The sequence below is a fragment of the Fibrella arboris genome (genome assembly GCF_041321095.1).
GTDB classification, from domain to species: Bacteria; Bacteroidota; Bacteroidia; order Cytophagales; family Spirosomataceae; genus Fibrella; species Fibrella arboris.
The window spans coordinates 291973-304201 of sequence record NZ_JBGGWE010000007.1 but is presented as its reverse complement, the minus strand read 5'-3'; the positions used below and the strand labels follow the sequence as shown (position 1 = coordinate 304201).

Annotated in this window: 11 protein-coding genes; 7 read left to right on the top strand and 4 right to left on the bottom strand. The window is 54.2% G+C overall.

The window, feature by feature from the left end; all coding sequences use genetic code 11:
- Positions 1 to 25 precede the first annotated feature (25 nt).
- The gene (locus tag ACAW75_RS14830) at positions 26 to 991 is read right to left on the bottom strand and encodes a DUF2157 domain-containing protein (RefSeq protein ID WP_370729510.1); all 966 of its coding nucleotides are present in this window, start codon (positions 989 to 991) and stop codon (positions 26 to 28) included.
- Between the two features lie 138 nt (positions 992 to 1129).
- On the opposite strand from ACAW75_RS14830, the gene ACAW75_RS14825 reads away from it, so the two are divergent.
- Positions 1130 to 2809, top strand: coding sequence for a VRR-NUC domain-containing protein (locus ACAW75_RS14825; protein WP_370729509.1), 1680 nt, complete (start codon positions 1130 to 1132; stop codon positions 2807 to 2809).
- Between the two features lie 125 nt (positions 2810 to 2934).
- Complete coding sequence (locus ACAW75_RS14820) at positions 2935 to 3345, top strand: PaaI family thioesterase (RefSeq protein WP_370729508.1); 411 nt, start codon at positions 2935 to 2937, stop codon at positions 3343 to 3345.
- Positions 3346 to 3370: 25 nt separating this feature from the next.
- Here ACAW75_RS14820 and ACAW75_RS14815 read toward each other — a convergent pair whose 3' ends face one another.
- Positions 3371 to 4114 carry a class I SAM-dependent methyltransferase gene (locus ACAW75_RS14815; RefSeq protein WP_370729507.1) on the bottom strand — a complete coding sequence of 248 codons (744 nt, stop codon included), beginning with the start codon at positions 4112 to 4114 and terminating at the stop codon, positions 3371 to 3373.
- A gap of 35 nt (positions 4115 to 4149) precedes the next feature.
- Positions 4150 to 5079 (bottom strand): cation diffusion facilitator family transporter, encoded by a 930-nt coding sequence (locus ACAW75_RS14810; RefSeq protein WP_370729506.1) that lies wholly within the window; start codon positions 5077 to 5079, stop codon positions 4150 to 4152.
- A gap of 53 nt (positions 5080 to 5132) precedes the next feature.
- Between ACAW75_RS14810 and ACAW75_RS14805 the strand changes: the two genes are divergently transcribed.
- On the top strand, positions 5133 to 5420 hold the full coding sequence (locus tag ACAW75_RS14805) for a hypothetical protein (RefSeq protein ID WP_370729505.1): 288 nt from the start codon (positions 5133 to 5135) through the stop codon (positions 5418 to 5420).
- A gap of 102 nt (positions 5421 to 5522) precedes the next feature.
- Here ACAW75_RS14805 and ACAW75_RS14800 read toward each other — a convergent pair whose 3' ends face one another.
- A complete protein-coding gene (locus tag ACAW75_RS14800) occupies positions 5523 to 6635 on the bottom strand; it encodes an alpha/beta hydrolase (RefSeq protein ID WP_370729504.1) in 1113 nt (370 codons plus the stop codon).
- A 182-nt stretch (positions 6636 to 6817) separates the two neighbouring features.
- Between ACAW75_RS14800 and ACAW75_RS14795 the strand changes: the two genes are divergently transcribed.
- The 4 genes from ACAW75_RS14795 (at position 6818) to ACAW75_RS14780 (ending at position 12170) form a co-directional block, all read left to right on the top strand.
- Positions 6818 to 7204 carry a hypothetical protein gene (locus tag ACAW75_RS14795; protein WP_370729503.1) on the top strand — a complete coding sequence of 129 codons (387 nt, stop codon included), beginning with the start codon at positions 6818 to 6820 and terminating at the stop codon, positions 7202 to 7204.
- Between the two features lie 155 nt (positions 7205 to 7359).
- Positions 7360 to 9675: a TonB-dependent receptor gene (locus ACAW75_RS14790; protein WP_370729564.1), complete on the top strand. Its 2316-nt coding sequence runs from the start codon at positions 7360 to 7362 to the stop codon at positions 9673 to 9675.
- A gap of 82 nt (positions 9676 to 9757) precedes the next feature.
- Positions 9758 to 10972 carry a sialidase family protein gene (locus tag ACAW75_RS14785; RefSeq protein WP_370729502.1) on the top strand — a complete coding sequence of 405 codons (1215 nt, stop codon included), beginning with the start codon at positions 9758 to 9760 and terminating at the stop codon, positions 10970 to 10972.
- 187 nt (positions 10973 to 11159) lie between these two features.
- Positions 11160 to 12170 (top strand): T9SS type A sorting domain-containing protein, encoded by a 1011-nt coding sequence (locus tag ACAW75_RS14780; RefSeq protein WP_370729501.1) that lies wholly within the window; start codon positions 11160 to 11162, stop codon positions 12168 to 12170.
- Positions 12171 to 12229: the final 59 nt, after the last annotated feature.

Sequence of the window (12229 nt, the reverse complement as noted above, 5' to 3'; positions counted from 1 at the left end):
CGCCATGAACGCCGTCAAGACAGATTTAGGTACGTTTGCGAGCGCTATTGATCAGATAAAAGACAGCAGCAGTACCCGTGACGATGAAATAGATCAGGTATACTTCCGCCGGGTAATTCATGCCGTCGAGCAACCGGAAGAGAAGATACGTTGCCCCGATATACGTATAGACCACGCCCATCAGTCGATAGAGAAATACCTGTTCGCGGCGCGATAGCCAGTCGAAGGCAGCACAAACGGCAAACAAGGGTATGCCATAGAACCAGCGTCGCCCATCGAAATTGAATACACCCGCCAGCAGAGCCAGCAGCAACAGGTTACCGGCGAAGGTTACGATAGTGTACGTAAAATGAGCTTTTACACGGCGCTGTTCCAGCAAAAGCGCCCCCCCGATCAACAACGTACCTAGCCCAATAGCCGCCAACACGGTAGTTTCGTCGAAAAAATTGGTCCGTAGCCGGAGCTCCAGCGGCCGAACAGTTACACCCACCCACGACGCCAGCGCGGTAAGCCCCATGCCCAGCACGCCCCGGTGATCGAACCGGTAGGCTATGCCTAGAAACAGCACCGCCGGCAGGAACGTGACCAGCCCGTAGCGCGCCCCAAACAGGTTGAACCGGTACTGCGCGTAGCCTTCCAGCGAGAGGAACAGTAAACACGACAGCAGCAGGGCATAATCACCGAAAACAGACCGGTTTCGCGCGGCTTCGGACGAAAATGGCGGGCGGTTTTTCCAGGCATAGACAAAGGCGATGAGGCACAAAGCGGCCATGCCACCAACAATGGCTACATCGCCAATCTCGTCGTAATGTTCATAGATCAGCAGCCCCAACCCTCCCGTTAACAAGAGTATACCCACGTAGAGCGCAGCCCTCAATTCATGGTGCAGCGAAACGGGGCGCTGCCGTTCAAAGTCAGCCAGCGCGTCGGCCTGTTTATCAGTGACCAGATCCCGTTGTTTCAGGGCCGCCAACACGTCGAATGGGGACATAAAGGGGACGAATTTTGTTAAAGAAATACAGTTTACTGTTTACTGTCTTCTGTTTTCAGTTGCTTCGCCAAGGCGTGTTGCTTAAATCGGCGAAGCAACTGAAAACAGAAGACAGTAAACGGTAAACTCTTTCAAGAGATGCAAAAAGTCATTCTTCAACCCCGCTACTACTGGCACAATTTCCGGTACGTACTCGACTTTGTGCGGCGGCTCTATGGCGGGCTGCTCAGCGAAGCCGAAACCGATTTTCTGGACCGATTTGATGCCCTAAGCGTCGATGCACAATGTCTATATGTGCGGGTGAGTAATCGCAAAGGTGTATTCTTTCGGGCCAATAAACTCAATTACCGCGAAATAAACGACCTACCGGCCGCCCTGGGTGAGCTGCTCACTACTGGCTTCATTGACCGGCTACAAGCCCGCCACGAAGGAATGGGCCATGAAGCCCTCGACGTTTTTACGAAGCCCGACCTGATGGACCTGCTCCCGCTGGAACCCGATGAAATTCGTGCGCTGAAACAGCTGAAAAAAGAAGACATCGTTCGGTACGCCCTCAATGAACTGGATTTTGGTGAGATCGTGACCAGCCTCACCACGCGCGAAACGGTTGTCAAGGTAAATTTCGAGGCGGAGGTAATGATGGTCAAATTCCTGTTTTTCGGCAATCGCGGGTCTGACATGACCGAGTTCGTGATGCGCGATATGGGTATGATGAACTTCGAGCAACACGACGAAAGCAAGATGACGGCCCGGTTTCGTACGCGTAAGGAGGTGGAAGATAAGCTGCTTATCTCGCTCACCAACGAAGCATTTTACGAACAGAAAGAAGCTGAAACGCCACCCGAAGCCATTTACAACTGGTTTCTAAACTGGAACGAAACACGCCCCGAATTAACAGAGATCGCTTTTCCGGGCTACCAGAAGCTGGTGTGTCGCGTTGGTGCGTACCTGGAGCGGCAAAAACTGCCTGACCAGGCGCTGGCGGTATACGAGTTGTCTGACCACGTACCTGCCCGCGAACGTCGGGTACGTCTGCTAGTCAAAAACGGGCTGGTCGATGAAGCCCTGGCGCTGATCGATGAGATTGCCGTCACGCCACAGAACGCTGAAGAACGGTATTTCGCCAACGATTTTCGGGAGAAAATTCTGGGTACAGCGGCCAAAAAACGTACCCGGAAAGCCACCACGCGGTTTTTGTCCGATGCCGAAAGCGTCGACATTCCGGCGGCCTACCGGCACCACGTTGAGGCCGGCGTCATGAATTATTATCTGGAGGAAGGGTACGACGCTGCTTTTACCGAAAATTATCCCTGGCGCGGGCTGTTTGGACTGGTATTCTGGGATGTGATCTACGACGCCAATGTAGCCGCTATCCACCACCCCTTGCAACGCGCTCCGTCCGACTTTTACCTACCCGATTTCTACGTCCGTCGCGAAGAATTATTAAAAAAACGGTTAACCGAGCTGTCCAGCAAAGACGAGTGGCGGCGGCATGTGGGACGTACCTACAATGCCAAATACGGTATCACCAATGTGCTGGTCGACTGGAATGACGAGCTACTGGGCCTCGTCAATCAGATTATTGACCTGCTGGATATGGAACAGTTACGACTGATTTTGCTTGAAATGGCCCGTAACGTCCGCGAGCACACACGCGGTTTCCCCGATCTGCTGATCTGGAACGAAGCCGGAGAGTATAGCTTCGTAGAAGTGAAATCCCCTACTGACCATCTGGGTCCGCAGCAGCTCCACTGGCTCGAATATTTCCAGACCATTGGCGTACAGGGGAAAGTGGTGCGGGTGATCTGGTCCATGTGATCAGTTGGTTACCATGTTCTTAAGCTGAGCAGGCTTGATGGCCATGGGTGCAGTGGCGCTATCAGACACACCCACTCCATTAAAAATTGTACCGCTCGTTGTAAATTGGCTTGAAATTGCTCTTTATGGACATCCCGGAAGGCTTCGAGCCTATTTTTCGTACTAGCCCGTTCCTGGAAACGGCAGGCCCTTTATACAGTCAACACGTCGGTGATGAACTGATTATCGGCATGATGGTGCTCGATAAGCACGTGAACGGACGCGGCTTTGCCCACACAGGCGTCTACACCACTCTGGTCGACGTGGCGATGGGCTACGCCGCTGCTTTCTCGCAAAAACCACCCGTACCGCTTGTGACCGTCAGCCTGTCGACCGACTTTGTAGGCAACTCCAAAGTGGGCGACTGGCTGGAGGTACATACCGATATTCAGCTGATTGGCGAGGCCGTAGCGTTCGTGAACGCCTTCATTATGAAAGACGACGAACGCATTGTTCGCGCCAGCGCCGTGTTCAACGTGCAGCGGAAAAAAGCTTAGGGCAAGGGGCTTGAGCCCACTTGTCCTAAGCACGACGCCCTAGCCGTAGAAAGATCGGGAAACGCACTTCGCGGTGGATAGGCCCCCACAACCGGCGAAAGTCGCTGTCGAACTGGTCGATGGGATCATAACCGTGCAATTTGCGAAAACCCTGCACCGCCGACCAGGTACGTAGGTAGTTCATGTACCATTCAACCAGCCACTCGCGGCGGGCTGTAATCCGCGTCTGCTTCACGTCGGCAAAATCGAACGGTAGGTTGGCGTATTCATTCTCGATGTGTCGGCGTTGAGGGTCCCAGAATGGCCCAACTACTTCGCGATAGATGAACCGGACCAGCGCATCGATCGGCGCATTGACTTCGTTGAGGCCATACCCCCATTCGGCAATGATGCCCTTCGGTTTCAGCACACGATGGGCCTCGGCATGAAACGCAGGTACGTCGAACCAGTGCAGCGCCTGCCCTACCGTGACCAGATCAAAGCTCTCGTCGGCAAAGGGGGCCGCTTCGGCGGTGGCTACCTGATAGGTGATATTCGGACGTTTCAGGGCATTCTCAAGCTGGCGCTCGCTTAGATCCGTTGCGTCAATCTGCTCAAAATAATTGGCCAAGGCTACGGCTGCCTGCCCATTCCCTGTAGCACAATCCCAGGCAGCCTGTCGACTGGGCACATAGTTGAGTATGTAATCATAGAGTTCGCCGGGATAGTCGATCCGGTAGCGGGCATAATCGGCAGCATGGCCAGAAAAACGGTCGAGGGGGACAGACATAGCTTCGGGTCGGTATGCGTATCGTGGTAGGTTAGTTAGTAGTCAAGCTTCGTTTCGTCGTAAATTTCGGGTCTGTTTGCATCGGTATTCACTTCCAGGGTAGCGTGTTCAATACCCAGATGCTCCAGCTTATGACGCACTTCCTTCTTCACCATCACAACCTGGTTATTCGTTAGATCAGGCCTTACGGTCAGGTGGGCCGTCAGGGCGTTTTCGGTGGTACTCATGGCCCAGATGTGTACATGATCTACGGCCAGCACACCGGGCACCGCTCCCACCATTCGTTGCACGTCGGCCAAATCGATCCCGACCGGAACGCCATCCAGCGTCAGGCGAAGGCTGTCGGACAAAAGACTCCATGTTCCTGACAGAATCACTATGGCCACCACAATGCCCATGGCCGGGTCGAGCCAGAACCAGCCGGTATACCCAATAACCAACCCCGACACCACCACGCCAACTGATACCAGCGCATCGGCCAGCAGGTGCAGGTAAGCACCTTTCATGTTGAGGTCGTGTTCTTTGTTCCTGAAAAAAAGCAGAGCCGACGCCGCGTTGACAACGATGCCAACCCCCGCTACCCAGGCCACAATTCCGCCCGCTACCGGTTCGGGATGGCGGAACCGCTGAACACTTTCCAGCAAAATACCGCCAACGGCCAGCAACAACAGCACTGCATTGACCAGCGACGCCAAAACCGTACTTTTCCGAAGTCCGTACGTAAATCGCTGGTTCGATTTCACCTTTGCCAGCCGAAAAGCCAGCAAGGACAGCAGCAGCCCCGCCACGTCGGACAGGTTATGCCCCGCGTCGGCCACCAGGGCCAGCGATTTGGTTTGCAGCCCCATCACAAATTCGACCACCACATATACGATGTTCAGCACGGCCCCGATAATCAGGGTGCGGGTTATGGCCGTAACCGTAGGCGAATGGGCGTGCGAATGTTCGTGTTCGTGGGTATGCATTGTTGTATCTTTAGTCGGTAAGTCTACAAAGCAACGCAGTATTTTCAGAGGGCATGAAAAAATCAAGCAAAACCTATGTTACACCCGATGGCCGCGTAGTAAGCTGGCGATGGTTCCGCGTGCCGGCGGTTCTTTGGCTGATTGTGGCAGGCTCAACCTTAACGGCGTTGGCCCTGCTTGGCCGGATCGGTTATTTGCTGGCTCGGCAAGGTCCCGTTCTCCCCGGCGATGATTTTAACCTGACCGTTTTCACGCTTTTGCTCAGTGGCACAGGGGCATTGGTATTTAGCCTGGTCATATACCTGCTGGCCCGGCCCGAACAGCCGGATGTCCAGCTCTGACAAAGGCACCGGCCGTCTTAACCATAAGCCCAGCCGGGGGTGATGGTTTTACTACCACCATCACCCCCGGCTGGGCTTATAGATGCACCAACTTAGGCTGGCTTACTTTGTAAACGTGGCTTTCAACTGCTGGGTTGCCAGATCCTGCGCCTGCCCAGCCTTGCCTACGATAGCTTCCATCCCGAAAAATTCATGCGTGGTACCCGTGTATAACTGGTAGGTAACGGGCACACCGGCAGCCTGAAGTTTATCGGCCAGCGACTTACCCTCTGTTTGCAGCGGATCAATCTCGGCGGCAATGATCGTTGCTGGTGGCAGGCCCGACAGATTAGCCACATCGACCAGCGAAATCAGGCGATTGTCACCATCGGCCATCGACGTGAAATAGTTGGTCGTGAAATAGACAATGTTGGCCCTGTTGAGCGGCTGGGCATTGGCGTACTGATTATACGATGCTGTGTTCAGGTTATTGTCGGCGACCGGATATACCAGCAGCTGGTGCACAGGCAAGGCCACGCCACGCTCTTTAGCCAGCAACGACACACCAACGGCCATATTACCGCCTGCACTTTCGCCTGCTACAGCAATTTTCGCTGAGTTACCGCCGATAGCCGCCGTGTTGTTACGTACCCAGACGTAGGCCGAGTACGCATCTTCATGGGCTGCCGGAAACTTGGCCTCGGGCGAGAGCCGATAATCAACTGAAACAACAATGGCCCCTGCTTTCTCGGCCAAGGCTTTACACGACGGTTCGTATTGGTCGAGGCTACCGATTACCCAGCCACCACCATGATAATACACGATGACCGGAAAGCCACCCGCCACGCTGGCGCTGGTTGGCGTGTAAATGCGAAGCAACGTACCATCGGGCGCCGAACTTGGAATAACCCGCTGGCTAACAGTAACCTTACGTTCAGACACCTGAATTTTATTTTTCATGAGCAGCGTCTTCACCGCATCGGTTGGCGAAGGTGTCATCCGCGCCTGCCGGGGTGTCAGTGTTGGCAATGGAGGTGTGCCAAAGGCGATCAGTTGTTCAATGACCGCCTGGTTTTGCGGATCAATAGTTGGTCCCCAGTCGGGTTTGGTGCCGGTTGGCTGAATGCCGGTTCCATCGGCCGGTGAAGCGTCTTTGTCTTTACAAGCCGTGAAAGTGAGGCCCGTTAGTAGCAGAAAGCCGTAAGCAACCGCTGAGATACGTGATTTTTGATTCATAACGTTGTTGGAGTAAATCTGCCGAATAACCTATCAGGTTTCCCTATTGTTTAAGTAGACAATGGTTTGCCAGTACCTTCTTTGCGGGACGGTTTTGGCTGACAATTCGATTTTATTCGCTCCCATTTGTACAACCGACGCGTATGTGCTTATACCTTTGCGGTTAGTTTTTCAGTCACACGATGGGTCGCCAACTGCTGACATACACGATTATTACCTCACTGGTGCTGCAATTATTCAGCCGTGAGGTGATTGTAATGTCCTTTGAGTTGAACCGTGACTTCATTGCCAAAAACCTCTGCGAGAACCGCAACCGGCCTCAGCTGAACTGCGACGGAAAGTGTTATCTGGCCAAAAAATTGAAGGCGCGGCAGGATCGCGAAGATCAGGACACTACCGAACGGATCCAGAACCTGCCCGTACTCTCACTGTTTTGCGCCGATTTGTTTTCATTCGATTTCGCTAACGGCAGCCCCCACGCAACTTCCAGCCTTCCGGCGCCGTACTATCAGCGATCGCCTTATGCCGCGCCCCTGCACGGTATCTTCCAGCCTCCCCGCATTGGGTAAGTCATTCGTTTAGTGGCAGTTGGCGATCCAGTACGCCTTTTTCTGCCTATGCGTCTGCTGAAGACGGCATAGGCTCACTGCTGAACTCAACCTTTTCTTATCCTCATTCCGGGCAATTCGGGCTCGAACGAATCTTCATGCATAGAATCTATTTTATGCTCCTGTGGCTGCTTGCCAGCGCAGGGGCTGTGGCTCAGTCTGTTATAACGGGTCAGGTATACGACGCGCAGACCAAAGAACCGCTACCCGGCGTCACGCTCTCCTGGGCGGATGGCAAATCGGGGGTTACGACCGATGCAACTGGCCACTTTCCTGTTACCAGTACGACCACAACAATCACCGTATCGGCCGTTGGGTATCGCACCCGGGAAATCACGATAACACCGGGGCAGGTCGTTCGGGTATCGCTCGAGCCGGCCATTGAAGACCTTCAGACGGTAGTGGTGACGGGCAACCGCGAGGCGGCGCTACGTACCCAGACACCCATCGCCATTTCTAAACTCTCTCCCCGGCTGATCGAGGAGACCAAACCGACGAGCATTTACGAGGTCATCAATAAAACGCCGGGGGTGCTCATGGTGAACCTCAACAACGAGCAACATATGATGGCAATTCGGCAGCCAATGACCACCAATGCCTATTTCCTGTATTTGGAAGATGGCGTTCCCATTCGACCGATGGGCGTGTTTAACCATAATGCCCTGCTCGAGTTAAATCAGTTTACGGTTAGCTCCATTGAAGTGGTGAAAGGGCCGGTATCTTCCATTTACGGCCCGGAGGCGGTGGGTGGTGCGGTCAATTTCATTACCCAGCGTCCAACGGCAGTACCCACGGCCCGCGTTGGTATTCAGGCCGACCAGTGGGGTTATCAACGCCTCCAGTTCGGGGCAGGGGCGCGACAAGGCAAGTTCGGTATCTATGTGGGGGGCCTTGTCTCTCGTCAGAAAAACGCGTGGCTAGCCAGCTCCGACTATACCAAATCCTCTTATTTCGCCCGGCTCGACTATGCGTTTACGGCTAAAACCCGACTCACAGGTACGTTGTCATACAACGATTATGATTCGCAGACGAGTGGTAGCGTAGACAGCACCGCCTTTTTCGCCCGGCAGTACGTCAGCACTACCGATTTCACCTACCGCAAAACGTTCTCGCTGCGCAGTCGTCTTACCCTTGAACACGACTGGAAAAACGGCTCTCAGTCGTTCGTCACGGCTTTCGTCAGAAACAATAGTGTTGGTCAGAATCCGGCGTATTCCATCCGATGGGTCAGCGGAGCGGCCACCGCAACGGGACAAATCAATAGCAACGATTTCAAGAGCTACGGCGCCATTGCCCAGCACACACAGCGGCTGGCTTTCCTGAACAGCAAACTCACCATTGGCGCTACCGTCGATCTGTCGCCTAATTCCTATTACGCTTACCAGACTGATTTGACCACTGAACTACGGGCCGATAAAAGGTCGGTCATAAAATACACGCAAGTAAAAGAACGCCCAGACGTTCAGCTAGCTAACTATCAGGCCGATATTCACAATATAGCCGCTTACGCTCAGTATGATTTTGAACCCGTGTCGAAACTGCGCCTATCGGCCGGGCTTCGCTACGACCGCATGGCCTTCGATTATACCAATGCGCTGGATAACGCGTCGGGAGGGAAAGACTACAGCCAGGTGACGCCCAAAATTGGCGCAACCTACGACCTGGGCGGCGGCAAAGGCCTGTACGCCAACTACGCCAAAGGCTTTTCTCCCCCGGCGCTTACGTCCATTTTCCTGAAACGCACTACCCCAACCGCTTCAGGCGATCTGTTTTATTACAACCTGCAACCCGCCAAATTCGATAATATGGAGCTAGGTGGCTGGGCTTCGCTATTGGCCAATAAAGTGTATGTCGACGCGGCGCTGTACCAGATGAATGGCACCAACGAACTGCTTACTATTCGCCAGCCCGATAACTCGACAGACTACCAGTCAGCGGGGAAAACGCTGCATCGGGGCGTAGAAATTGGGCTGACTTACCGGCCGTCGAAACAGCTATTCTTCCGGTTTGGTGGCACACACGCCGTTCATCGGTTTGTTGAATTCACCCTCAGCCAACGTACCTCCGACGCGATTCAGAATGTAAACGGAAAAGACATGCCGTCGGCCCCGCGCACGCTTTGGAACACAGAGATCAGCTATTATCCGTCGTGGCTGACCAACTTCCGCACGTCGGTCGAATGGCAGCATGTAGCAAGCTGGTACCAGAACCAGATCAATACAGTTGGCTATGGTGGCTATAATTTTGCCAATGTTCGGTTCGGCTACCAATGGCACGGTATTGAACTCTACACCAATGTGTTGAATGTCACCAACGCACTGTTTGCCACCAACGCCACACGCGGCAATAACGCGACTGATCGCACCACCTATACACCCGCCGCACCCCGCACGTTTGTTATCGGACTACAATACAGTTTTACAGGAAAATAACCTGTAACGCCGAAGCTCCAGCTTCGGTAGTGTGAATCATACCGTTCTGACTACCGAAGCTGGAGCTTCGGCATTGCTACATATGAAAACGATACTATCCCTTCTGCTCCTTGGCATCGCTTTTCTGGATCAGCCTATTCGCGAAACAGGCATATCGAACCCGCAGCATGTGGGTACCACTGCACGCTTCACTACCGACCAGCGGGGCAACCCGGTGCTGACCTGGGCCGAAAAAACTGGCGAAAAAGCCGCTACGTTTTTTTACGCCGTCTCGACAGATGGCGGCGAAACGTTCGGTCCGAAAATGCACGTACCCGTACCGACCGATATATCGACACATGCTGAAGGGATGCCCAAGCTGGCCATAAAAGGCAACGGTACCTTGGTTGTGCTGTTTGAAGTGGCCCGTCCAACCGCCGAATCACCCTTCGCCGGCAATCTGTATACCATGACGTCGATGAATAACGGACAATCCTGGACAGACCCAAAGCCTGTTCATAGCGATGTTACGCCCGGCAAGAGCCACTCGTTTGGCGACCTGACCCGCCTACCAAACGGCGAAGTTGGCTTGGTCTGGATCGATGAGAAGCTGGCCGGGCTGGAAGGCCGAACCATCAAATTTGTGCAGACCCGGCCCCAGGGCGGTTTCAGCCCCGAAGTGCTTGTCGATAGTAGTGCCTGCCAGTGCTGCCGCACCAACGTATTTGTCGACGCAAAAAATCGGATACACCTGACCTACCGCGATCTGATCCCAACGGGCAACGGCACGCCCGCCGCCCGCGACATGAGCCACGTGGTATCGGCCGATGGGGGTAAAACATTCAGCAAGCCACAACGGGTCTATGCCGACGACTGGCGGGTGGCGGCCTGTCCGCACGCTGGGTCGAGCGTGGCACAGGTGGGCAACGCCCTGTATACAAGCTGGTTTTCGGGTAAAGAAGGCGCGGCCGGCCTGCGGCTGGCCAGGGATGGCCAAACCGATCTGGAAGCCACCATCCCATCGAGTCGCGCCAAACACCCACAGTTGGTGGCCTATCAGCATCAGCTCGCCTGGCTCTGGGATGAGTCGGTGAGACTACCCAACCAACCCGCCGATGAGCCCATGCCGAAGTTCACGCAGCGCATTGCCCTCCGCTATGGACCAACCGCCGAAACAACGTACCTGACGGCCGAAACGGTGAATGCAACGTACCCGGCTGCTATCTCGACCGCGAAAGGCCTCCTGGTTGCTTTTGAGCAAAAAGCAGGCAATGGCAATACGCAGATTGTGACCCAGCTTATTGCTCGTCCACAGTAAGGATTTGTTTCCTCAGCGCGTGTCATCGAACGCCATGATCTGCTCGCCGAAAAATACGTTCAGCACCCAATAAACCTCTGGTTTGCCGATAGATAAAGAAATTTGTAACGCGTCACCCTTTCCTGCGTCACAATTTGAACGACCTGATCCCATTTTCAGCCATATAGTTCACTGGTATAACCTGCTTATGAAACAGCTATTTCTGCTCTTTTTCCTTCTGCCTGTAGCGGCAGTCGCGCAGTATTCGTATGGTGAAAAAATCAGCATTCGTTCGGGCGGCGTGCTGAACGAGAATGCCAATGGCAGCAGTTATAATGTGGCGGCGGCGGGCGTACTGGTCTACGTTGGCTCAGAAGAATATTTTGGCGCTCGCGGAGACATTGTACCCACCACAGCCCGGATCAACTACCGGATACGCGAAAGCAGCAATCCGGGCAGTGGTACAGATACGCAGTTGCCCGTTTCTACCCTGACAACGTCTGGCGATGTCTGGTTTTATCGGGGTGCAGCAGGTAATGGCTGCAACTGCCCGATCAATATCGATCTGTACGATGCAGCCCCCGGCAACGGCACGTTCACCCTGGAGGCTTATATCAGTGTGCAACGGACAGATGGCAGCACGTTCAGCGGCGGCACACCTTCGATCGTCTTTACCGTAACGGGTAAAGCCCCCCAACCGGTGTCGCTGGTGTCTTTCACCGTGCAGAAAGAAAACGCCATCGTGGCGCTTAGCTGGACCACCGCTACCGAACAGAACAATAGCTATTTCGAGGTAGAACGCAGCCGGGATTTACTGACCTGGCAACGCGTTACAACTACGGAAGGCAGTGGTACCACGTCAACCGCACGCACTTACACGGCGCAGGATCTGAGCCCATTGCGCGGCACAAGCTATTACCGGCTCAAGCAGGTAGATAGCGACGGCAAGGCAACTTTTTTTCGGCCGCAGAGCGTAACAATAGATGTAAATCCATCCATCACGTTGTTGCCAACTATCACCGATCGCGATCTCACCATCAGCGGGATCGATGGCGATGTTCAGCTTAGCATTTATGATCTGAAAGGCGCGCTGCAACAGCGTCACTCCTTACAAACGACCACTATCCTCGACGTTTCCGCCCTGCGGAGTGGTCTGTACATCGTCCGCACCACCGACGCAACGTCCACCCGCTCGCAACGTATTCTGATTCAGCATTAACAGAACTACCCTTCGCGGCGCAGCACTAAGTTGTTGTGCTGCGCCGCGAAGGGTAGTTC

What these genes read in the sequence shown, in the direction of transcription:
- ACAW75_RS14790 (WP_370729564.1), top strand. Translation starts at nt 7,360, where the DNA reads ATGCTCCTGTGGCTGCTTGCCAGCGCAGGGGCTGTGGCTCAGTCTGTT.
- ACAW75_RS14785 (WP_370729502.1), top strand. Translation starts at nt 9,758, where the DNA reads ATGAAAACGATACTATCCCTTCTGCTCCTTGGCATCGCTTTTCTGGAT.
- ACAW75_RS14780 (WP_370729501.1), top strand. Translation starts at nt 11,160, where the DNA reads ATGAAACAGCTATTTCTGCTCTTTTTCCTTCTGCCTGTAGCGGCAGTC.
- ACAW75_RS14820 (WP_370729508.1), top strand. Translation starts at nt 2,935, where the DNA reads ATGGACATCCCGGAAGGCTTCGAGCCTATTTTTCGTACTAGCCCGTTC.
- ACAW75_RS14810 (WP_370729506.1), bottom strand. Translation starts at nt 5,079, where the DNA reads ATGCATACCCACGAACACGAACATTCGCACGCCCATTCGCCTACGGTT.
- ACAW75_RS14800 (WP_370729504.1), bottom strand. Translation starts at nt 6,635, where the DNA reads ATGAATCAAAAATCACGTATCTCAGCGGTTGCTTACGGCTTTCTGCTA.
- ACAW75_RS14815 (WP_370729507.1), bottom strand. Translation starts at nt 4,114, where the DNA reads ATGTCTGTCCCCCTCGACCGTTTTTCTGGCCATGCTGCCGATTATGCC.
- ACAW75_RS14830 (WP_370729510.1), bottom strand. Translation starts at nt 991, where the DNA reads ATGTCCCCATTCGACGTGTTGGCGGCCCTGAAACAACGGGATCTGGTC.
- ACAW75_RS14805 (WP_370729505.1), top strand. Translation starts at nt 5,133, where the DNA reads ATGAAAAAATCAAGCAAAACCTATGTTACACCCGATGGCCGCGTAGTA.
- ACAW75_RS14795 (WP_370729503.1), top strand. Translation starts at nt 6,818, where the DNA reads ATGGGTCGCCAACTGCTGACATACACGATTATTACCTCACTGGTGCTG.
- ACAW75_RS14825 (WP_370729509.1), top strand. Translation starts at nt 1,130, where the DNA reads ATGCAAAAAGTCATTCTTCAACCCCGCTACTACTGGCACAATTTCCGG.